Genomic DNA, 23,327 nt, shown 5'->3' with positions numbered 1-23,327 from the left:
TAATTAGGAAGTATCAATTTATAGTATGAATGAACCAGATGCGCTTAGCAAAAAAGTAATAGGAATAATAGGTGGTGGACAATTAGGTAAAATGACTGCTATCGCTGCAACAAAACTTGGACAAAAAACACATGTTTTTGCCAGTGCTAAAGACGATCCGGCTTGCTCTGTTGCTGATGATTTCACAATAGCAGATTTCTCTAATAAGAAAGCTCTTGAATCTTTTGCACAGAGTGTGGATTTAGTTACTATTGAGTCTGAAAATATTCCATGTAGTGCAATTGATATCGATGTAAATTTTTATCCGGGTAAAAAAGCGTTACACATTTCGCAGAACAGACTGAGAGAAAAGGATTTTATTAAAAACTTGGGTATAAAAACTGCTAACTATAAGAGTATACAAAATTATAATGAGCTACTGAAAAGCAGTAGAGCTTTTGGCTATCCAACAAGGCTGAAAACAACAGAAATGGGTTATGATGGAAAAGGGCAATATGTGCTTGAGAATGATTCTGAAGTGAAGCAATTTGCTTCCTTTGATTGGAATACAGAGTACATTCTTGAAGCAAGTGTTGATCTACTGAAAGAGGTTTCAATAGTCGTTGCAAGAGATAAAAACGGTAAAGTAGCTTTTTTTCCTATAGCAGAAAATTACCACGTTGATGGAATACTTGATACTTCAACAGTGCCAGCTAAAATAGATAGTAAATTAACTCAAGAGGTACAACGAGCTGCAAAGAAAATAGCAAATGCGCTTGATGTAATAGGAATTCTGGCTATTGAATTTTTTGTTACTAAGGATAACGAATTGTTAGTTAATGAACTAGCTCCCAGACCTCACAATTCTTGCCACTGGAGCTTGGATGCATGTAACGTTAGTCAATTTGAACAGCTAGTTAGGATAATATGCGGGTTACCTATGCAGGAAGTAGTATTACGCTTTCCTTGTATGACGAAAAATATAATAGGTAATGATATATATGATTCTCATAAGTATTTGAGCAACGAAAAAGCTAGTTTAACCATATATGGGAAAAAAGAGGTTAGGGATAAGCGTAAAATGGGACATGTCAATATAGATTTAAGTTAACAGTTTTTCTACGTCATACCGCCACAACTGTACGAACATTGTGATATGATGAGATGTTACATAGTAAACGGTGTCATTCTAGCACCTCTTTTCCCGTCATCCCGCTGCTTGTTAGCGGGATCTCATTTCACTTTGTGAAGGTGTCATCCCAGCACCTCTTTTCCCGTCATTCCGCTGCTTGTTAGCGGGATCTCATTTTACTTTATGAGGGTGTCATCCGAGTAGCCCCTTTCTCGTCATCCCGCTGCTTGTTAGCGGGATCTCATTTCACTTTATGAAGGTGTCATCCGAGTAGCCTGACTACTTGGATCCAGGAATTTTATTAAGTTGGTAAGCATAAAAGTGGCTGATCTTATGTTAAAACACAACGTTCTTGATGAGATTACAGCAAGGCTGGATTCCAGCGTCAGCTACTTGAATGACAGCAGTCCTACGTCATGCCGCCGCGGTATCTCTAGATCCCGCTAACACGTAGCGGGATGACGGTTGTCGTTTAGCCATAAATGTTTAAGAAATTTACCAAACGAAAAAAAAGGCAAAAGAAGCCCCGTGGTTGGCTAGTTACTTACATTATACTTTCAAGTATGGCGTTTTTTTATTCTAAACGTTTAATAACCGCGATTCATCTGCTTTTAAGCCGCAACTAATCTAAATTATAAACATTAAGAAATTTACTAAACAGAAAAAAAGGCAAAGAAAACCTAGGGTAGCTAATTACTCACTATCCATTTTTTAAGTTGGCGTTTTTTGATGTTTTAAATGCTTTATAAGCGCATTTTAGCTTGTATAGCTAGAAATTTGATAAAGACATAAGGTGCACATAGTGCAAAAAATTAAACATGAGACGCCAAATACGTTGAGTTTTTTTGTCATTTAATCTGTACAGAGAAGATAAATAAATAGCTTCAGTTTCATGATAAGGGGGCTGGCGAAGGGTGTCAAGTAAGTTTTTTCGTTTCTATTTCCAATAAAAGTTTGTATGCAATAACACAGAAGCATGCACTGCTATTCCTTCATTTCTTCCAATATAACCTAATTTCTCTGCAGTGGTTGCTTTGATATTTACAAATTCATCATCAATTTCTAATGCTTTTGATATGAATTTCTTCATTTCTACTTTGTAAGGCGATATTTTAGGCTCTTCACAAACTATAGTAATATCTAAATTAGACACGCTGTACCCTTTTTCTTTTGCTTTTTTAGCAGCAAAGTCAAGAAAGTGAGATGAATTGCAATCTTTCCATTCAGAGGAACTAGGAGGAAAGTGCTCTCCTATGTCGCCACATCCCAGTGCTCCGAGTATTGCATCAACGATTGCATGTATTGCAACATCACCATCAGAGTGCGCTTCTATTGCCATGTTGTGTTCAATTTTCACACCGCAAATTTTTATAAAGCTTTCAGCACCATTTTGAACTTTAATGAACTTATGTATATCATAACCGGCTCCGACACGAAATTTTGGCTCTTCAAAAAGAAGCTTTGCCATATTGATATCCTCTTTTGTGGTTAACTTAAAATTGCTTTTCTCACCTTTAATAATCGCAACATGTTTTTTGTGCTCTACCATTAGTGATGAATCGTCAGTAAATTCTTTGACTGATTGATGGCATGATAATAATTCTTTGAAATTAAAAATTTGAGGGGTTTGTATGGCTCTGAGCTTTCCTCTTGAAATCGTAGATTCAATAAAACTATTACTCACCAATGACATAGTGTCTTCAACTTCTATTGCTGGAACTACTCCTGTATATTGATCATTAATCATAGATTCAACCAAGTTATCTATCAGAACATCTGACACAAAAGGCCTACAAGCATCGTGTATAACTACAAAATCTGGGTTAATTTTTTGTAAGCTTTCAAGCCCTAGTTTAACTGAACTTTGCCTGTTTTCTCCTCCGTATACAGGGCTTAGTAATTTAGTGTCTGTAATTAGTGATATAGCTTTCTCATAGAAACTTTCATGGTCTCTATTAATTGCTATTCTTATGTAATCTATATATTGGTTAGCCAGAAATCTTTTAATTGTATGAAATAAAACAGATTTACCTGCCAGTTTTATATATTGCTTAGGAATCGTAGAATTGCATCTACTGCCTACTCCCGCTGCAACTATTAATGCTGCTATTTTGTATTTCTTAGCGCACATATTTCTTTTTGTAGAAGCTTTCCTCTCTATCCAAGATTCTTTCCGAAAAATAAAATTTCTGACATCATATAAAAGTTACTTCCCCTATTAACTAGCATAATTATAATAGCAAAAGAGATATTTAGAGAGCTCAAAATCTATCTTTGCCTGCGGATTAAACAACTAAATTTTAGTAAAAAACGATAGTATTACAAATCGTAAAATACTTTCAACATAGGAAAAATAAATTGCATATTTTTCAGTAAATTAGCTATGCTAAACACATGCAAAAACGTCATATAACTATTTGTTTCATACTGCTTTTTATAATAGGGATGTTATTCCTGATGCGTCCTATGATTTTTCCATGTTTAATATCTATTATTATTGCATATTTGTTTAATCCGCTAGTAGTCAAGTTTGAAAAGTATAGAATACCACGTTCATGTTCTGTAATTTTTATAATACTTATTTTATTAATAGCTTTTATACTAGTCATAACATTTGTTTTACCTATTATATATGTTCAAATTACTTCAATATTAAATTTCTTAGTGAGTAAAGTGCCTTCATTAAAGCTTAAAGTAATCCCCTCTGTATTAGAATTTCTTAATATGAAAATCGAGGATAGCTTATTTGATCATTTATCTAAAAATCTAGCAGAAAATTACAGCAACTATGTATCTTATTTCATGAATGCTCTTGATATTGCTAGTAACTTTATAATCCAAGTGTTAAGTTCAAGCTTTAACACGGTATCATTAATGGTGATTACTCCTGTAGTGTTTTTCTATATATTACGTGATTGGCCTTTAATTATAGAAAAAGCTAGTAAATTAATCCCTATTCCTTACAGAGGAAAAATTGCAGATTATTTTTCCAAAGTGGATTTCATTATATCTAATTATCTAAAGGGGCAGGTAAATGTATGTATTGTCATGATGGTCTTTTACTCTGTGAGCCTGAGCATAATCGGATTGGAACACTCTATTGTTATTGGAATTTTATCAGGAATGTTAACGTTCATACCTTACGTAGGGCCATTATTATATACCATTATTGGGTTTTTGAGCGCTATCACTCAATTTAGTGGATGGTTTGAAAGTGCTGCTGTTTTGCTATTATTTGGTGTTGGACAATTAATAGATTCAAATATATTAGTTCCTTTATTAATAGGAAAAAAAGTTCATATACATCCAACTGTAATTATTCTGGGAATTACTATATGCGCTTCATATTTTGGATTTACAGGTATATTACTTTTTATTCCAATAATAGCAATGTTCAATGTATCAGTAGAATATGCAATCAATAAATATTTTAAAAGTGAGCTTTATAAAAACGGCTAACAGACCTTTTGCATAATCAATTTATGGTAAGAGGAGAAATGAGCCCAGAATACCTGACACATTTGAGGAGCGTAAGTAAATTTCTGCGCAAAAATTACTACCAGAAAGAGGTTACGTAAGAGGTTCAACGTGCAATTAAATTTATTTAACAACAATCAAGCTGATTATAGCCGGCAAAATTACATCATCTTAGATGAAAATAAGCACGTATATAATTCGGTAGTTAATGATTTATCTTGGAAATGTCTGATTCTTTTTGGACCTAAAAGCTCCGGTAAAACTCATCTTGCTCATATTTGGCAATCAATAAACGATGCAATCTTTATCAATGTGAATAACTTCGTAAGCGAGATTAGGTATAGCGATGCTTTTATTTTAGAAGACGTACAAAACATTAAAGATGAAGCAATGTTATTACATTGTTACAATTACATGAAAGAAAACGACAAGAGGCTGCTAATCACTTCTTCAATTTCACCAAAAAAGCTTAACTTCAAACTAAGAGATTTAAGTTCTCGAATATTATCAACTATCAGCGTAAAAATTTTGCCTGCAAGCGAGGAATTATTAAGAATTATGCTAATAAAACGATTTTCAGATAAACAGTTAAAAATTGATTTAAAAGTGATTAATTATATTTTAGCAAGAATAGAACGTTCTTTCTATAGCATTGATAAAATTATAGAAAAGATAGATAATGAATCTATAGGGTCAAATGTGACCGTTCCTTTTATTAGCACTTTATTAAAAAAAGATGCCATTTGATTTCTTCTTTTGTAAAGGTGTATATTAAAAATTTATTAACACCCATAACACTAACGTAATTGGAATCTCTATCTGTCCATGTTAGAATTATAATCAATGTTATGTTATAATAAATATAGATAGATACAGCTAAGAAGTATTCTATATTTATAGTAGAGCTCACTTTATAAGGTGTTTTTTATAGATTTAACGTTATAATTTAACTATGATAAGAGTAAGATTAAATTTAAGAAAAAGGTTAAAGCAAAAGTTTGTGATGTTCACTCTATTGATAAATGCTTTATTTGTCTCATATTTTCTCATAAGAAACACAGGGAACACTTCTAATCAAATTATAGCCAAAGAAATAAATATAGGAACTGATAATGAAAAATAAACAGTCGCAAAATAAAAAAGAAAATCTTTACATAACATATTACATAGATGCTTTAGCTTCAGAGAAGTCCGCTGCACAAAATACTCTGGAAAGTTATCGTTCGGATTTACACCAGTTTGAAGAATTTTTATTGGAAAGCGGCACTACCTTGGTTGGTGTAAACAAAACCAATATTAAAGATTATGTGAAATCTTTATGTACACAAAAAAAATATAAAAGTAGCTCTATATCAAGAAAAATATCCGCTATGAAAAATTTTTACAAGTGTCTATTTAATGACGGAATAATAGATTTTAATCCAGCGCCGGCTAATGATGCTGAATTAAAGAATCCAAAAGTTTCTCGTCCTTTGCCTAAGTATTTAAGTGTCGAAGAAATATTTTTGCTAATGGACACAGTGAGAAAATCAGCAAGCGAATCGAATAAAGAGATAAGCAGTAAAAGGCTATGTGCGATTTTAGATATCCTTTACTCTTCTGGAATGCGTGTTTCTGAACTAATTAGTATGAAATTATGTGAAGTGTCACATTTAATAAACAGTAATAACAAAGAATGCTATATAATAATAAAAGGAAAAAGTGGTAGAGAGAGGCAAATTCTTTTTAATGAACAAGCATTGCAGAGCCTTAGAAATTATTTATCAGTTCGTGATAATCTGATCTCTAAAGAAAAGGAATCCGATTGGCTATTCCCAGGTGATAAACCTAATAAACCAATTACAAGGCAGAGGGTCGGTCAATTAATGAAGGAGTTGGCAAGAAAATGCAATATTGATGAAAATAAGATCTCTCCACACGTGATTAGGCATTCTTTTGCTACCCATCTACTAAATAGCGGAGCAAATATTGTGTTGATACAGAAAGTTCTTGGCCATACTAACCTTTCTACAACACAAATATATACTCATATTGCTAATGAAAAGTTAAAGGACAAATTAGCTGATTCGCATCCTATTACTCAGATGATCAATAATTAAATTTATTGTTTTTAATTTGTAATAAAGTTAAATTTAAATAAATTTATGTGAGTTTGTGATTTCAAGTTTATTGTTTAATTTCTTTCTTATATTATGGGAGGTATTCTATACTTTCATTACTCTCCCTGTAATTTTCTTTTCTGAGTGTGTAATAACCATTTTCCTCGTCTGTTCGGTGAGAGTTGTATTATTCATGCTGCGTTTATTATGTGGCATTAAATATGAAGTGAGGGGAATGGAAAACATCCCTAAGCAACCTTTTATCATTGCATCTAAACACCAATCTCCATTTGAAACATTTATTTTTATACTACTATTTAGAAAAGCGGTTTTTATTTTAAAACGTGAATTGAAATGGATTCCATTCATTGGTTTGCATCTTATAGCGCTGAAAATGATTTTTATTAACCGTTCAGATGGTATCAGTTCTATACGCCATATAATCAAACTAGCAAAAATGCGTATAAAAGAAAATAGAAGCATAATAATATTTCCTGAAGGTACAAGAACAACTATAAACCAAAATATAAAATATCAACCAGGTATTGCTGCTTTATATAGCGTATTATCTGTTCCTGTGTTACCGGTTGCTTTAAACACTGGTTTGTTTTGGCCAAAAAGCATACTTTCTCTGAGAAAGAATCCCGGAAAGGCAGTAATAGAAATATTGCCCCCAATATATCCTGGGTTAAACAAAAATGAATTCTTGCAAAGTTTAGAAAAAATTATTGAAGAGAGAAGCAGTAGATTAACCATAGGAAAAACTGATATTGCAAATTAACAAAAAAACTTTATAATTAAAAGAAAAGTACAGTATTTTAGGTATTAATATATGGCAAATCATAAGAGTGCTAAAAAAATGATAAAGGTAATAGCAAAGCGCACTTTAATAAATAAGATGCGGAAAAGTAAAACTCGCACCTCTATTAGAAAATTGGTTGATATAATCAAGTCTGGCGACAAAGAAAATGTTGTTCTGGCATTTCGGAATGCTGAATCTAATTTACACAAGTGTGTGAATAAAGGTGTTATTCATAGGAATACTGCTGCGCGTAAAATAAGTCGCTTAAATGCAAAAGTAAAAGCATTGATGACCGCTTAATACGGTTAATGTAAAGTTAACTGTATTAATATATACTCCTCAGTTTGTATATTCTGTATAAAATTTAAGTAGCTTAAGTGATGGATAAAAAAGTGCTATTAGAACTAAGTAATGGATTAAAAATCGAGCTACCTGTATTAAGCGGAACAACAGGTCCTGATGTGTTAAATATCAAGGATTTATATAAGATGACAGGATTATTCACTTACGATCCAGGGTTTGTTTCTACAGCTTCATGCTCTTCTACAATTACATTCATTGATGGAGATGAAGGAGTTCTTAAATATAGGGGACATAATATAGCTGATTTGGCAGAGAATAATAATTTTACTGCTGTGATTTATTTATTGCTCTATGGTGAATTACCCAGTTCAGAGCAACACAAAAAATTTCTTCTCAAAATACAAGAATCATCCAAAGTATCAGAGCAAGTTACAAATGTAATTAAAGCATTTCCAAAAACTGCTCACCCTATGTCAATCTTAGTTGCATGTTTTGCAAGTTTGTCAGCATCTTATCATGAAAAGCATGGCAACAATGTCAATGGTGAAGACCTAGATTTTGGAATTTCTGCAATAGCGCAAGTTTCCACAATTATTGCAATGATTTATAGGCATATCAACAATCAGGAATTCATAAATGCTAACAATGAATTAAGTTACAGTGAAAATTTCTTAAAGATGATATTTGGCGATGCTGTTGATAATGATAAAAGCGCCCTTTTTGCAAAAGCTCTGGATAAAATATTTACTCTCCATGCTGATCATGAACAGAATGCTTCTACGGCGGCTGTCAGATTGGTGGGATCGGCTGGTTCTAATCTGTTTGCAAGCCTCTCTGCAGGAGTTGCTACACTTTGGGGACCAGCACATGGTGGAGCTAATGAGGCAGTTATAAATATGCTAAAAGAGATAGAGCAAAGTGGAGATATAGATAAATTCATCGAAAAAGCTAAAGATGATAAAGATCCATTTAAATTGATGGGATTTGGACATCGTGTTTATAAAAATTATGATCCGCGCGCGTGTATATTGAAAGGCGCTTGCCATGAGGTTCTAAGTAAACTAGAACAAAATAATGAACTGCTTAAAATTGCAAAAAAACTTGAAGAAATAGCTTTAAAGGATGAATATTTTATCGTGCGTAAGTTATATCCAAATGTTGATTTTTACTCAGGTATAATAATGAATGCTATTGATATCCCCTCAAATATGTTCACGCCTATTTTTGCACTTGCAAGAACCACTGGTTGGGTTACTCAGTGGTATGAAATGATAAATGATAAAGAAACTAAGATCTGTAGACCAAGGCAACTCTATTTTGGTAAATAAATTTATTTTCACTTCATTAGACTTCTTGCATAACCCAAACTAAGTAGAAAAAAGGTGTCATCCGAGTAGCTGACACTGGTTCCTTTACAACGGAAGTGTCCAGAGGTGTCATTCCAGTCTGGAATCCAGAAAAAAGGATGGTGTCATTCCGTATCCGTTTAGCCAATGGCGTCAACTTAAGAACTTTCATTAGCAAACTCTCCTAAAGACATGATGGCGTTTAGGCTTATCTACTTTATTGCGGCTGTCCCGGTCGGATTTTAACTTTAGCGCGTATACTTAAAAAGGGCTTGAAAGTTTTTTGGCGCAATAAGTACCTGATAGAGTTTCTGCCTCATTACACCAAATAAAACTGAAAAATTTAAACGATACTCAGTAATTTGATCTGGGTTCCAAGGCCCTTGTGCATCACATATATGAAGCGATAATATATTGCACATGACCAAGTTTGCCCAAAATTCTTGTAATACAGCCTCTCCAGAAAAATTCTCTAACTCTGCTCCTACTTTGAGTCGTTTATAGCACTCCTCTATGTGCCACCTTAACACATAAGCTTTGCTCCAAATTCTCGGTCAAAAACTCTGTTTCTCAGTTGGCTAATGTCAGCACTATAACTCTTACTTTCTGTCCTTTCATTTTATTTTTTAGCTTTTCATTTTCTAATATAAAATCAAAATCTAATTCGCCAGCGTTCCCATAGCTTACTATAATTTCTTTTTTGCAAGCAAAAAATAAAATCTACTTCCAAATCATAATGCTGCTGAATGAATTTTACTGAAGACGATCATAGATAAATAATAATTTCTCTTGATTTAATAAACGCATTTGAGTGATAACTTCGGGTAATTGCTCTGCCGCCAACGTTTGTTCACCTATATTCCAAGCTGCAAGACGAGCACTGCAAATCAATGAAGTACACAAATCAACAAACAAATTGCCAATGGTGCCTGTTGTTCCATTTGGTTCAAACTCGGATACAATTTCCCCAGAGCTGGGTAATCTCATACCAGAACCATCTGCTGCAATAAGTCTATAGCCTCTCCAACTCAGGTTCATCCTGATAGGCTGTTTGGATGCTTAAATTCTTGAAAGCCTGTATGGCAAATCTTATACCTTGCTTTAGAAAAAGCTTGCTTTGAGGGTACATGTCAATGGCTCCATAAGTTCACATTCTATTCCCAAACTTTTTTTAACTAACTTTAAAATCATAGAAAATACTGTCGAAAAAGCTTGTTCGTGTAAAACTCAACACAATGGATTTTCTGAAAAGTTTTCGAGTATATTATATTTTTAATTTGTAGAATAAGGTTTTTTCCTTTTTGCATATTTCACCTAAAAAGGACACATTTTAGACTTCTTTGTTGAAATAAAACAGAAACAAAAGTGCTGTCCCTTGCACTCTTTGGATAATTTAATGATAAAAAATTTAGAGAGAAATTTTATACACAATCTCTGACATTTTTCCTTAAGTTGACGCCATTGCCTGAACGGATACAACTTAATTTTTAATCTGCAGGAGTCAAGTTGAGAATGTCCAATTTTCCACTTTCTTTATAGCATAACATACTTCAGCGCCTCTTGCTCCTCTTGAAGTCCAATGGGCTCACCACTTATGTGTAAATTAATCGTTAATGTTGTACACGTTCTTTTCTTTTTCTACTCTCTCTTGCTCTTCAATACAATATATAGCAAGCGGATTAGCTTTAAGTCTTTCGACTCCTATTTCTTCTCCTGTTCCATCGCAGTAACCATAAGTGCCTAATTTTATTTTTTCTAACGCCTCCTTAATTTTTTCTTTTCTATCTTTTCGACGCTTGATTAATTCCTCGTTTCCACTATCTTCATCAGAATAGTATGTATCAATACTATTATCTTCTAGTTCTTGTTTCTCTAACTCAGCGAGTATTGATTGTAACTTTAAGCTGAAGTATTCCAGTTGTTTTACGCTCATATATTCTTCATCTTCTGAAGGAGTGTAATCTTCTGGTGACTTTATTTTTGGTAACTTTTCCATAATTGCATTATCAAAAAAATAATAAAACCTATATAATTTATGAACAAAAAATTATACTACCTCAAAGTAAACACTATAATTTATAATAAACATTTAAAAGCCTAGTATGATCGACTCAGTAAAAAAATTAGTAATAGATGATAAGAACTTTACCTATATAGTATGTATTTTTATCATAATGTTAAGTTTATCTTCATTTACACTTAAAAACAACAATAAACAAGAAGTTATGTTAACATTAACATGGATATGTGCTACATTTGTTTTGCAGATTTCTACAAATAATTTGTTTACATCTGATTATCATGATGGAATATTAGAGCAAATCTTTGTACAGCCACTCTCTTCTAGGCTTATAGTTGCTTATAAAATTTTCGCTCACTGGTTATTATTTGGGTTACCGATTTCAGTAATTTCTTCCATATTCAGCTTTGCAATTCTAGGCAATAGTATTGAACACTCAATAGCAGTTGGAGTGTCTTTATTATTTAATACGCTGATAATCACTAATATTTCAGCTACTGGAAATGCATTGATGATTGGTCAAAACAACTTAGCATCAGGAGTATCGCAAATTCTTGTTTTGCCAATGATAATGCCAACCTTTGTGTATTTTAAAATGCTAACTCAATTTGAAAATTTATCCTTGAATATTTATACACTACTAATCACCATCTTAGTTTTTGTTATTTTGATTGTTAACAGCACCATAACTACTCACATGGCACTAAAATTTGCTGTGGAACAGGATTGAAAAATCTTACTGTTATTCAGTAGACTTCTTGCATAACCTAGAAAAAAGGCAAATAGTTATTATAGATTTAGGTTTATCGACAATTTGAAAAACCTTCATTCCAGCATCCTTCCCTGTCATCCAAGTAGCCCTTCGTTGTCATCCCAGTGTCAAAAACTGGGATAACAGCTAACCTGACAACCGTCATCCCGCTACTTGTTAGCGGCTAAGAGATACCGTGACGGTATGACGGTTCGCGGTGGCATGACGATAAGCCTCATCATCCCGCTACGTGTTAGCGCCGCGGCGGTATGACGATTCGCAGCGGCATGACGAGAAAGGGGCTACTTGGATGATACCTTTTTCTACTTAGTTTGGGTTATGCAAGAAGTCTATTCCTTCATAAGGAGAAGTAGTTAAAGGAATTTACTCTATTTCTCCCTCTTTTTTTATTATTTTTAATCTATAGTTAACGTAAAAGAGATATGCAAAAACTCTATTGATCCATAGTCTGCAAATTATTAATAACACTTACTTTAAAGAACCTCACTTTACGCTGATCTTTGAGCGCTCTTCTGTGGTATTTTGTAAGAGTATAACTTGTGAAATCGTCTTCCCTATAGATTAAAGAGTTACACTGCTTTATATGTGATGCTATCCACTCTGCATAGTCCTGATGATCGGTTGCAATGAATATTTCCCCTGTTATAAGTATTTTTTTTGCTAATAAATTTAAAAATTCCGTATTAATTAATCGTCTTTTATTGTGACTTCTTTTTGGCCATGGATCTGGAAAGAGAATAAAGAATCTTTCAACACTGTTATCAGGAAAATTTGCAATCAATTCTCTTGCATCTTCTGTCCACATTAAAATATTTTTTATGTTCTGTATTTCTATGTTTGTTAGCAAGCGAGAAACCCCCTTTAAGTAGGGCTCACATCCTATAAATAATAGATCAGGTTCATTGAGCACCTGGTAAAGCATATTTTCACCGTTGCCAAAGCCTATTTCTACCCATATTCTTTTTTGTGAATTTACAATTTTCTCTATAGATTCCTTGCTGTTTTGAATAGAATATTTTTCCAATATTTCATCAACATCAGGTTTTAGCCTGGACCTTCTGGAGAACGATCTAATCCACTTGCTATTCTTAAATAGCATATTCTTGATACATATATAATTTTCTCACTATATTTTATATAGCTTAAACAATTCTCGAAATGAGTTAATGAAAAATTACTTGTCAATAATTGTTAATATTATATAATATATGAGTTCTAATAAAGTTTAAGTTAAAGGTATGAATAATAATAATCCAGTCGTAAATCTACCGGTTACTATCAGAAAGCTATCATCAAACAAATTTATAGAAGAGATATGTCAAGGCCAATTTGAGGATCAAGATAATACCTTGTTTGAAGATTCTTTTGTTAACAAAATTAAAGAAGGAGATGTGGTAGAAGGTGTAATTACAAGAATAAACCCTAACGACGTTGTGGTTGATATTGGTTTAAAATCTGACGGGAGAATTCTGATCAAGGAACTCGGTTGTAATGATGAGGTCATTATTGGCTCGAAAATCAGAGTTTATGTGGAAAGAATTGAAGATTATCATGGTAATGTTGTTCTTAGTCGTCAAAAAGCAATTAGGGACGAAAAATGGAATAAGTTGGAAGAAGATACAGTTACAAGGGCTGAAGTAAGCGGAGTTATTAAACGCTCAATTAAATGTGGCTTTATTGTTGATCTTGGTGACGGAATAAGCGCTTTTTTACCGCTGAGTCATGTGGATTTGAAGCAAGTAAAAGATGCGAAGCACCTTATTGAAACTGAACAAAAGTTCATCGTGCTTAAAATGGATAAGAAGCAGGGCAATATTGTAGTATCAAGAAAGCTGGTGTTAGAAAAATTGCACGCTGGTGAAAAAATTAAATTTTTAGAATCTTTAAATGAAGGCGATATAATAGAAGGGAAAATAAAAAGTATCACTCATTACGGTGTATTTGTCGGTATTCATGAATCAGATGTAGTGGGAGTTATAGATGGATTGTTACATATTACAGATATCTCTTGGAGTAGGGTAAGTCATCCGTCTGCAGTTTTTACTTGTGGTCAGACTATAAAAGTTAAAATTATAAAAATAGATAAGGAAAATGCTAAAATTTCCTTGGGTGTGAAGCAGCTAGAAGATAGCCCTTGGCAAGATGCAGAGTCAAAATATCCAGTTGATAGTGTGCATAAGGGTTATGTAACAAGCATAGAAGATTATGGATTATTTGTTGAGCTTAGACCTGGAATTGAAGGTTTAGTGCACTCGTCAGAAATAACTTGGGTTAAGAGTAATTTACCAGTTAGTAGTCTCGTAACAAGGGGACAAGAAGTATATGTAAAAATTCTCAGTATTGACATTGCTAAGAGTAGGATGAGTTTAAGCATGAAAAGGTGTGTAGACAACCCTTGGCAAGTATTTATCAATAAATATCCTCCTGGTTCTATTGTTTCTGGTGAAGTGAAGAATAATACCGGCTCATATGTATCTGTTGCTTTCGGTGATTCTGAAATAGATGAGAACGTAGAAGGGACAATATATGTGAAAGATTTTAGTTGGTCTAAAAATGGTTCAGATGAGATAAAGAAGTATAATGTAGGTGATAAAATAGAAGCAAAAGTAATAAGGGCTAACGTGAATCGGGCAAGAATTTATCTTGGAATAAAACAAATAGAGTATGATCCTCTTGAAGAACTGATAAAGAAAGTTAAGGTAGGTGATAAAATACAGGTTATTGTAGGTAAGAGAGAAGATAATGGACTAGTCGTTGAAGTTGAGAACGATGTAACCCTTCTAATAGATCAAGAGCATTTACCAGAGAATAAAAAATTCTCTATATCAGAAAAAATAGAAGTTGAAGTATTGGGTGTTGAAGAATATAACATAGCATTATCTGCTAAGTGATAAGGTTTACTTATTTTGGCTTCATATAAATGGCAACAAAGTCTGATATAATAGCGAGGGTAGCAAAAAGACATCCTTTTTTAGATAAGATTGTTATAGCAGCTATAGTTGATAGATTTTTTGGGATACTTTCAAGCACATTGAAACATCATAATAGAGTTGAAATTAGGGGGTTTGGTTCTTTTTCAGTTAGAAGTTATAACTTGAAAGAAACAAGCCATTTAATGTTACAGAAGTTTACAAAGAATCAATACTTTAAAACATATTTTCGTAGCAGTAAAAAATTATCTGATTTGATAAATGAATAAAAATTTATACCATAAATAAGATGAAAGTAGGGGTTTGAGTTTATACTGTACGATAGAAATTTTTAGCACCATATGCAAGTAGTAGAAATAGTTATACGTAATAACACATATAAAATATCTTGCGAAAGTGGGAAGGGGAATCATTTATTACGCCTTGCTAATAGTTTTGACAAGTTAGTTAGTTCTGTATCTCAAAAAACTGGAGGTAAGGGTTCGGATGCATTAAATTTCTTACTTGCAGCACTAATTCTTGAGGATAAAATTTTAGAATTAACAAAGCGATTAGATGAAGTAAATCAAGAGCGCGAAAAGTATAGAAACGAGAAAAGAATAGAATATACTGAGGTACTAGATAAGGTAAATAAGATTATCACTAATCTTGAGTGCATAAAGGATTAGCTTCAATAAAGCAAGCAATTAAATTGACTATCTGACTATTCAAGCCAGGAGGGAGGTTTGTCTTACGAGTTATGTAACAATATAATTCGTAATCATCAAGATCAACTATTTTTTCGTATTCGATTAGTTCGCTTAAGGAAAATTTATCAAGATATTTCAATGCGAAATGCCCTAAAAGTATATCGGTTTCTTTGCAACCCCTATGCCAGCTTCTATATATTAATTTTCTTCTGAGTAGTGAGGTATCTGTCATTACAATTAAACTTTTTTTAATTTAAAAGTTAAACTAAATACTTGTCAAGCGAGGCGCATTTTAATATACTTAACATTTTGTTAAGATCTAAATATACAGGTGGAATTAATTTCTAATCTTATCCATCAATTTAGCGATGGAATATATTATTTTTTATCATTTTCTTTAATAATTTCTGTCATAGTATTCGTGCATGAATATGGGCATTATGTTGTTGCCAAAGCATGCAAAGTTAAAGTTGAATCTTTTTCCATAGGTTTTGGTCCTGAAATTTTTGGTTTTAACGATAAGTCTGGAACTAGATGGAAATTAAGCGTTGTTCCATTGGGTGGTTATGTTAAAATGCTAGGGGACAACAATGCAGCAAGTGTCCCAGCTGATCAACAAAATTTAACCGAAGAAGAAAAGTTGTATTCATTTCATACAAAACCGCGGCATAAAAAAGCAGCAGTAGTTTTTGCAGGGCCTTTTGCAAACATGGTATTTGCTGTTATAGCTTTTACAATATTTTTTAGCATAGCAGGTTATTATCGCACTCCACCGGTGATTAGAAATGTAATCGAAGGTAGTGCAGCTAAGCAAGCTGGTTTGTTGCCAGGTGACACTATTACACAAATCAATGAGCATAAAATAAAATACTTTGAAGATATTTCACGTGTGATAATGTCGAATCCTAAAACAAGAATGGAGATTGAGTATAGCAGAAATAATGAGAAGCACAGGACCAGTTTAACTCCATTAATAATCAAGGACAAAGACGTTTTTGGCAACACAATAGAAAGAGAAACTATAGGGATTATTTCAGTCAATACATTAAAGCAGTCGTCTTTTCTTGGGGCTGTGAGCTTATCAGTAAGTGAAACTTACCACACTATGTGCTTAACGATCAAAGCTCTCTTTCACATTATTGTTGGTAAAAGGAGTATCAATGAAATAGGTGGGCCAATAAAAATCGCAAAATATTCAGGACAATCAGCTAAAAAGGGATTTATTATGGTTCTATATTTTATGGCAATCATTTCAGCTAATTTAGCTGCAATTAACTTGCTGCCAATACCACTGCTAGATGGTGGGCATTTATTTCATTATATCATAGAAACGGTTATACGTAGGGATTTAAGCTTGAAATGTCAAAAATATGCAGCTATTTTTGGTGCTTTAGTGTTGTTTTTGCTTATGGCAACTGGAATGTCAAATGATATTAGGGATCTTTTTTGAAATAAAATATGAAAAAGCTATTTTATATACTGGTAGTGGTTTTTATTTCTTTTCCTGCCCTGCTTGTTGCTTTAGGAACTGCGGAAAAAGTGCAGGTGAAAGATGTCAAATGTATTGGTAATGAGAGGGTAAGCAACCAGACAATAGGGTTCTATATAAAACTAAAATCTGGTGATTATATAAACGACGATGATATAGACTCAATTATAAAAGATCTATATAAAACAAAGTTATTTGCTAGTGTTAATGCTTACATAGATGATAAAAAAAATTTAGTAATAAAAATTCAAGAAAATCCACTGATTAACAAGGTAGTGTTAAAAGGCAATAAGTTATTTAACAGCAAAGAGCTGCTAAGTAATGTGATTCAATCAAAGTCGCTAACTATTTTAACTGAAACAAAATTGCAAAACGATTTAGTGAATTTAGTCACTACTTATAGAAATAACGGTAAGATTGGTGTTAAAATTGAATATGACCTGAATAAGCTTGATGGCAATAGGGTCAATCTAATTTTTAAAATAAAAGAAGGCAAAACCTCTAAAATTAAGGATATAAGATTTATAGGCAATAAAAACTTTTCTGAAAATGAGCTAGAGCAAGTTATCAAAAGACATAGTAATGACATATTTAGTAAGTTATTTAGAGCTATTTTTAAAGGCGGAAATCATTATTCACCGCAATATCTATTGATTAACACAGAATTGCTCGATCATTTTTATTCATCTAAAGGATATATTCAAAATAATATTCAACCAATTGTTGAGGTTGATAATAACAATCAAACAGAGTTAACTTTTTTGATTGACGAAGGACAGCAGTATTTATTTGGAAATAATGAGGTTAATATTGAAACTGAAATTCAGGATTTGAGCCTAAAAGAAGAAATATTGGATTTTATAACAGAGGAAAACGATAAGATATTTAATAGAGTTAAAATTAATAATACAGTAGAAAAAATAAACAAATATTTAAATGAGAAAGGATATATATTTGCAAAAGTTAATCCAGAGTATGCACAACGTGACAATGTTGTAGATGTAACCTACAGAGTGCTGCCGGGTAAAAAGATTTATATAAATCAAATTACAATTGATGGTAACGATCGCACTTTAGATAAAGTGATCAGAAGTAAGCTAAGTGTAGCAGAAGGTGATGCGTACAATATATCTGAGATTCAAAAGTCACGTAAAAAACTAATGAGTAGTGATTTTTTTGAAACAGTGAAAGTAAATAGTTATGCAGTTAATGATAATGCAGTAAATCTTGACTTAAGTGTTAAAGAAAAAAACACTACTTCGTTGTATTTGGGAGGAGGTGTGTCTCTTCCTGGTGGAGCATTGATTAAAATTGACCTCAAAGACCGTAATTTATTTGGTACTGGAAAAGAGCTCTCTTTTGCTCTTGAAAAAAGTCAATACGTATTTTCTACTGATTTAGAGTTTGTTGAAAATAATTTTAACGATTCTGATACGTCACTAGGCATGGGTGTATTTTATGAAAAACAAGATAAACCAAACACTACTTTTGATAGTTGCGATATGGGATTTTTTACAAAGTTATCATATAAAGTCACAGAGAACTTAACTAATTCCCTTCGCTATTCTTATAAGTATAATCATATACACATGGATAATAAGGGTGGACAAGACACCGATATCTCTGAAATAATACTGGACCGAAAAGGTAAACATCAGATTTCATCAGTGGGATACACGTTGGCATATAATAAACTGGATAATCTATATGCTCCAAAAGAAGGGTATTTACTGCGCTTAAGTCAGGATATTTCAGGATTGGGAGGAAACGTGAATTTCCTAAAATCTGAATTCTTATCTTTTTATACGCACCCTATATTAAGCAAAATTGACGATGATATAACGCTACGCTTTAAGATGGCGGCAGGTCATATTTTTTCTTATACTGATGAAAATCTAAACATTGGCCAGCACTTTTTTAAAGGGGGTAATGAGATTAGAGGGTTTGACCTTTCCGGTATTGGACCAAGAGCAGAAGACAAAAATAAAAGCTCATTAGGAGGCAAAACTTATTTTAATCTAACACAGCAAGTGGATTTTCCTCTACCAAAACTATATGACTATGCTGGTATCAAAGGCTCACTATTTGTTGACTATGCAACACTTTTTGGCTTAGATGATAAAAATAAGAAGTATGAAGGGAAATACTACGATAGCAAGCTTGTGAGAGTGTCACCAGGTTTTGGCTTTTCAATGCTTTCTCCTTTTGGTAGACTTAGATTGGATTTCGGGTTTCCTTTAGTAAAGGAATCTTATGATATAATACCATCACCAAATGTTAAATTTTCTATTGAAGCGGGGATTTGAATGAAATATATACAGTTATTTATATCAGTTATTGCCTTAATTATTTCCTTATTTGTGGGGTATAAGTTTGTAGGATATCAACCTCAGAACACAAAAGCTGCAATTATCGATAGTGACAAAATCATCAATGAATCTCTTGCTCTGCAAAATATACAACAACAAATAAAGGAGCAGAATTCTAGATTACAACAAGAATTTGAAAGTGAGTTAGAAAAAATTAAGCCATCAAAAGAAGAATTTGAACTTTTGTCAGAAGAAGCAAAAAAAGAAAAGACAGAACAGTTTAATAAGCACACTGTAAATACTAGAGATAATTACGCTAAAAAAATGTTACATTTAGAAGAAAGCTATAGAGACGCAGTAGAGAGTGTTTTTAACAAGATAAAAGAAGTCGCTAAAAAAACGGCAGAAAAAAACAACATAGATTTGGTACTATTTATTTCAAAAAAGAACCAAGTTTTATACTCCATGGATGAAGTTGATTTATCAGATGTGGTATTAAACAATATAAACAAGAAAATACCTGAATTTGCTTTGAAAGGCATTGAGTAGGCTTATGCAATTTAATATCAGTGATATTATAAAAATATTACCACATTCTTATCCGTTTCTCTTAGTAGATAGAGTTATAGAGTGTGATCCTGGTAAAAGTATAAAAGCAATCAAAAATGTGACTCTCAATGAGCCATTTTTTATTGGCCACTTCCCTGGTCATCCAATAATGCCAGGAGTCTTGATAATTGAATCTCTAGCTCAGGCATCTGCTATATGTGTTCTAGGTAAAGAAACAATAGAAAATAAAGTTGTTTACTTGAGATCCATTGAAAATGCAAAATTCAGAAAGCTAGTTACTCCAGGGGACACATTGATTCTTCAAGCTAACATTCAAAGTGTGTGTTTAGGTGTACACAAATTTAGGTGTATTGCATCTGTTAGCGAAGAAAAAGTTGCAGAAGCAACAATCTCAGCAGTATTGCAAAATAAATAAAATCTTCATCTGTAAGAAACAGCATGTACACTGTATAGTATAGCAATGAAGCTGAATTTCAACATCTCATTTTCTAATCTATATACTCGCAATGGATTAATAAAATTAGATGAGACATTTTTGAATTATATCAAATCATGTGATGAGAGCTTGTTTTGTTCATTAATTGAAGCAAGAGAAAAAGCAGCTTCTTCTTCGATGTCATCCCAGTGTCACCTCCCATCATCCCAGTGTCACCCCCCGTCATCCCAGTGCTTGACACTGGGATCTAGAAAACAAGAAGGACGGTCAGCTACTTGGATGACAGATAGTCAGTTAATAGTAGACCTCTCATATTTACTTGATGAATTTATTGCAAAACTTTTCAATGTTGAAAAAGAAATAGAGGAGCTAAAGAAAAAGCACAACGACTTTGCTGTAATATATAAGTGCAAAAGATTATTTGTCCAACGCTATGCATTGAAGAAATACACTAATGTGGCGAATATAGATATTACTAACAAACTAAGTCATTTTCTCACTTTGCCAACAACAGAAAAAAATTTTGCTGAGCAGGTGATGCATTGGTTTGAAGATAAAGAAAATCACAAAGAAGAAATAGAACTTGCAGCACAATATGCAGTGTGGAGAGTAAAAAATAAACAGAGTATATTATTCAGTATTCATAAAAAAATCGACCACGAAAACCTCATACCATTTTCTAAAAAAGAAGTGGACAAAGTTGAAGTGCTGTATTCAAATGAAGTAAAAAGACGATACGGTTTTGATCTAACAAGCAAAAAGGTGAGTTTGAATAAAGCACTAGATAATGCTCACTACTGCATATTTTGTCATAAGCAAAGTAAGGACAGCTGCTCAAAGGGGCTAATTAATAACGACAATACTTTCAAAAAGTCTCCACTTAGAGTTGAACTGCACGGCTGCCCACTAGAGCAGAAAATATCAGAAATGAATCTGGTGAAAAGCGAAGGGTACAGCATAGCAAGTCTTGCAATTGTGATGATAGATAACCCATTATGCGCGGCTACTGGACACAGAATATGCAATGACTGCATGAATTCGTGCATATATCAAAAACAAGAACCCGTAAATGTGCCAGCAATTGAAACAAGGATTCTGGATGATGTGCTCAGTTTACCGTACGGATTTGAAATATATTCTCTGCTCAGCCGTTGGAATCCTTTAAATTTTCAGCGTTCATTGCCAAGAGGAAACACTGGAAAAAACGTTCTAGTTGTAGGCCTTGGTCCTGCTGGTTTTAATTTAGCTCATCATTTGTTGAATGATGGGCATAACGTTATCACCATTGATGGACTAAAGATTGAACCTTTGATCGATAATTTCCAGCTAATTAAAGATTTCAAACACGAAAAATTGAGTGAACGCACGGCAGGAGGGTTTGGTGGGGTGGCAGAATATGGTATTACTTCTCGGTGGGATAAGAATTACTTAAAGATTATTAGATTACTGCTGGAAAGACGTGAGCATTTTGCACTTTATGGAGGCATTCGTTTTGGTGGCACGATTAATGTTGATGACGCGTTCAACTCGGGTTTTGATCACATCGCCCTAGCACTTGGCTCTGGCAAGCCACGAATGATCAAAATAAAGAATATACTAGCTCGTGGAGTACGTATGGCATCTGACTTTCTTATGTCGTTACAACTGACTGGTGCTCTTAAATTTGATTCTATAGCAAATCTGCAAGTTCGTATGCCGATAGTTGTCATAGGTGCGGGGCTTACTGCGATTGACACTGCCACTGAAGCTTTAGCGTATTATCCAATTCAAGTAGAAAAATTTCTTCTTCGTTATGAGATATTAGTTGATAAGTATGGAAAGGACTGTGTTGAAAAAGATTGGACAGAAGAAGAACACAAAATTGCAAATGAGCTCATATCACACGCAAAGTTGATCCAAGCAGAGCAAGAGTTAGCAAAAAAAGAGAATAGAGAAATAAAAATATTAGAGTTGATGCAGAGCCTCGGGGGAGTGAAAGTTATATATAGAAAAGAGCTAAAAGATTCACCGAGTTATCGATTAAATAGCGAAGAGGTGCAAAATGCACTGTCAGAAGGAATTTACTTTATTGAAAACTTAGAGCCAGTTGAAGTTGTGACGGATAAATATAACCATGCTGAATCAATAAAACTGATAGACACAAAATCCGGCGAAATCAAACGTATAAAAGCACGTTCTATTTTTATAGCAGCAGGTACTGAGCCAAATACGGTTATTGCAACAGAAGATGAAAAGCATTTTAAATTAAGTAATGGGTATTTTACTCAATTGAATTCATTGGGAAAAGAAATAGACCCAATATTTTCTCCTAAAATGCAAAATAAAGACAGAATATTAGTATACAAGCAAGGCAATAAAACAATTAGCTTTTTTGGTGACCTTCATCCTTCGTATAGCGGCAGCGTCGTAAAAGCTATGGCAAGTGCTAAGAACGGCTACCCTATTATTTCTCAGCTTTTGAGTGGAGTTAATAGCTTCGTTTCTGTCATTCCAGTGTGTGATGTTGTGGGCCAGAAAAAAAATGCGTGGTCAAGTGTTGAAGACCTGGCTAATAAAGAATTATTTAATAGAATCAAAGAGCAATTCACTGCAAAAGTCATAAAAGTTCAATATTTAACAGATAAAGTGATAGAAATAGTGATTAAAGCACCTCTTGCGGCAAAGAATTTTAAACCTGGACAATTTTTTAGGTTGCAAAATTTTGAAACCAATAGCAGAAAAACTAACCTTGCTATGGAAGGTATAGCTGTGACTGGCACTGAAGTAGACAAAAAAAAAGGAATTATTTCCACTATTGTGCTGGAAATCGGCGGCTCCACTAATTTATGCAGACACTTAAGAGAAGGCGAGCAAATAATTCTTATGGGCCCAACTGGCAGACCTACTGAGGTTTACTAAGTCTCAATATTAAAGTGATGCCAAATTTTATTTCAAAAAGTAAATAATTTACTAACGCTCGTGCACAAATTAAAAA

At 33.2% G+C, this 23,327-nt stretch carries 20 protein-coding genes and 1 pseudogene; 16 read left to right on the top strand and 5 right to left on the bottom strand.

Annotation, left to right across the window (positions count from 1 at the left end):
* Positions 1-25: 25 nt before the first annotated feature.
* Positions 26-1,090, top strand: coding sequence for a 5-(carboxyamino)imidazole ribonucleotide synthase (locus AAGD87_RS00425; protein WP_264339552.1), 1,065 nt, complete (start codon positions 26-28; stop codon positions 1,088-1,090).
* A 958-nt stretch (positions 1,091-2,048) separates the two neighbouring features.
* On the opposite strand, the gene AAGD87_RS00420 is transcribed toward AAGD87_RS00425, so the two are convergent.
* Entirely contained in the window at positions 2,049-3,242 is a 1,194-nt protein-coding gene (locus tag AAGD87_RS00420; RefSeq protein WP_010963060.1) for a bifunctional 2-C-methyl-D-erythritol 4-phosphate cytidylyltransferase/2-C-methyl-D-erythritol 2,4-cyclodiphosphate synthase, read from the bottom strand.
* 263 nt (positions 3,243-3,505) lie between these two features.
* Between AAGD87_RS00420 and AAGD87_RS00415 the strand changes: the two genes are divergently transcribed.
* The 6 genes from AAGD87_RS00415 to AAGD87_RS00390 all read left to right on the top strand — a co-directional run bounded on the left by AAGD87_RS00415 (position 3,506) and on the right by AAGD87_RS00390 (position 9,120).
* Entirely contained in the window at positions 3,506-4,570 is a 1,065-nt protein-coding gene (locus AAGD87_RS00415) for an AI-2E family transporter (RefSeq protein WP_151808091.1), read from the top strand.
* Positions 4,571-4,699: 129 nt separating this feature from the next.
* The gene (locus tag AAGD87_RS00410) at positions 4,700-5,335 is read left to right on the top strand and encodes a DnaA ATPase domain-containing protein (protein WP_006280257.1); all 636 of its coding nucleotides are present in this window, start codon (positions 4,700-4,702) and stop codon (positions 5,333-5,335) included.
* 365 nt (positions 5,336-5,700) lie between these two features.
* Positions 5,701-6,687, top strand: a complete 987-nt coding sequence (locus tag AAGD87_RS00405; RefSeq protein ID WP_341817626.1) for a tyrosine recombinase — start codon at positions 5,701-5,703, stop codon at positions 6,685-6,687.
* Positions 6,688-6,880: 193 nt separating this feature from the next.
* Positions 6,881-7,468 (top strand): lysophospholipid acyltransferase family protein, encoded by a 588-nt coding sequence (locus AAGD87_RS00400; RefSeq protein ID WP_010081980.1) that lies wholly within the window; start codon positions 6,881-6,883, stop codon positions 7,466-7,468.
* A gap of 51 nt (positions 7,469-7,519) precedes the next feature.
* Entirely contained in the window at positions 7,520-7,789 is a 270-nt protein-coding gene (gene rpsT / locus AAGD87_RS00395) for a 30S ribosomal protein S20 (protein ID WP_012673338.1), read from the top strand.
* Between the two features lie 80 nt (positions 7,790-7,869).
* Positions 7,870-9,120 carry a citrate synthase gene (locus AAGD87_RS00390; protein ID WP_341817788.1) on the top strand — a complete coding sequence of 417 codons (1,251 nt, stop codon included), beginning with the start codon at positions 7,870-7,872 and terminating at the stop codon, positions 9,118-9,120.
* 189 nt (positions 9,121-9,309) lie between these two features.
* Here AAGD87_RS00390 and AAGD87_RS00385 read toward each other — a convergent pair.
* Positions 9,310-10,445: pseudogene (locus tag AAGD87_RS00385) on the bottom strand (transposase).
* Positions 10,446-10,741: 296 nt separating this feature from the next.
* A complete protein-coding gene (locus tag AAGD87_RS00380; protein WP_010963040.1) occupies positions 10,742-11,134 on the bottom strand; it encodes a TraR/DksA family transcriptional regulator in 393 nt (130 codons plus the stop codon).
* A gap of 106 nt (positions 11,135-11,240) precedes the next feature.
* On the opposite strand from AAGD87_RS00380, the gene AAGD87_RS00375 reads away from it, so the two are divergent.
* Positions 11,241-11,888: a heme exporter protein CcmB gene (locus tag AAGD87_RS00375; RefSeq protein ID WP_010963039.1), complete on the top strand. Its 648-nt coding sequence runs from the start codon at positions 11,241-11,243 to the stop codon at positions 11,886-11,888.
* A 475-nt stretch (positions 11,889-12,363) separates the two neighbouring features.
* On the opposite strand, the gene trmB is transcribed toward AAGD87_RS00375, so the two are convergent.
* Positions 12,364-13,029, bottom strand: a complete 666-nt coding sequence (gene trmB, locus AAGD87_RS00370; protein WP_012673367.1) for a tRNA (guanosine(46)-N7)-methyltransferase TrmB — start codon at positions 13,027-13,029, stop codon at positions 12,364-12,366.
* A 139-nt stretch (positions 13,030-13,168) separates the two neighbouring features.
* On the opposite strand from trmB, the gene AAGD87_RS00365 reads away from it, so the two are divergent.
* The 3 genes from AAGD87_RS00365 (at position 13,169) to AAGD87_RS00355 (ending at position 15,528) form a co-directional block, all read left to right on the top strand.
* Positions 13,169-14,821, top strand: a complete 1,653-nt coding sequence (locus tag AAGD87_RS00365) for a 30S ribosomal protein S1 (RefSeq protein ID WP_341817625.1) — start codon at positions 13,169-13,171, stop codon at positions 14,819-14,821.
* 29 nt (positions 14,822-14,850) lie between these two features.
* Entirely contained in the window at positions 14,851-15,129 is a 279-nt protein-coding gene (locus AAGD87_RS00360; protein ID WP_010963035.1) for an HU family DNA-binding protein, read from the top strand.
* A gap of 72 nt (positions 15,130-15,201) precedes the next feature.
* Positions 15,202-15,528 (top strand): cell division protein ZapA, encoded by a 327-nt coding sequence (locus tag AAGD87_RS00355; protein ID WP_010082086.1) that lies wholly within the window; start codon positions 15,202-15,204, stop codon positions 15,526-15,528.
* Here the strand turns inward: AAGD87_RS00355 and AAGD87_RS00350 are convergent.
* Positions 15,503-15,781: a succinate dehydrogenase assembly factor 2 gene (locus AAGD87_RS00350; protein ID WP_006279484.1), complete on the bottom strand. Its 279-nt coding sequence runs from the start codon at positions 15,779-15,781 to the stop codon at positions 15,503-15,505. The two genes, AAGD87_RS00355 and AAGD87_RS00350, sit on opposite strands and share 26 nt — an antisense overlap.
* Positions 15,782-15,880: 99 nt before the next feature.
* Here AAGD87_RS00350 and rseP point away from each other — a divergent pair, with 99 nt between their 5' ends.
* From rseP to AAGD87_RS00325, 5 genes are read left to right on the top strand one after another with little or no spacing between them, the layout of a single operon-like run.
* Entirely contained in the window at positions 15,881-16,999 is a 1,119-nt protein-coding gene (gene rseP, locus AAGD87_RS00345; RefSeq protein ID WP_341817624.1) for an RIP metalloprotease RseP, read from the top strand.
* Between the two features lie 8 nt (positions 17,000-17,007).
* Positions 17,008-19,344, top strand: a complete 2,337-nt coding sequence (bamA, locus tag AAGD87_RS00340) for an outer membrane protein assembly factor BamA (RefSeq protein ID WP_253303390.1) — start codon at positions 17,008-17,010, stop codon at positions 19,342-19,344.
* Complete coding sequence (locus AAGD87_RS00335; protein ID WP_341817623.1) at positions 19,345-19,896, top strand: OmpH family outer membrane protein; 552 nt, start codon at positions 19,345-19,347, stop codon at positions 19,894-19,896.
* 4 nt (positions 19,897-19,900) lie between these two features.
* Positions 19,901-20,332: a 3-hydroxyacyl-ACP dehydratase FabZ gene (gene fabZ, locus AAGD87_RS00330; RefSeq protein WP_341817622.1), complete on the top strand. Its 432-nt coding sequence runs from the start codon at positions 19,901-19,903 to the stop codon at positions 20,330-20,332.
* Between the two features lie 45 nt (positions 20,333-20,377).
* A complete protein-coding gene (locus AAGD87_RS00325) occupies positions 20,378-23,251 on the top strand; it encodes an FAD-dependent oxidoreductase (protein WP_264339532.1) in 2,874 nt (957 codons plus the stop codon).
* The last annotated feature ends 76 nt before the right edge of the window (positions 23,252-23,327 follow it).

Source organism: Wolbachia endosymbiont (group A) of Pherbina coryleti, from assembly GCF_964026875.1.
GTDB lineage: Bacteria > Pseudomonadota > Alphaproteobacteria > Rickettsiales > Anaplasmataceae > Wolbachia > Wolbachia pipientis.
Note: the sequence above shows the minus strand (reverse complement) of the source record. Positions and strands in the feature narration are given on the sequence as shown.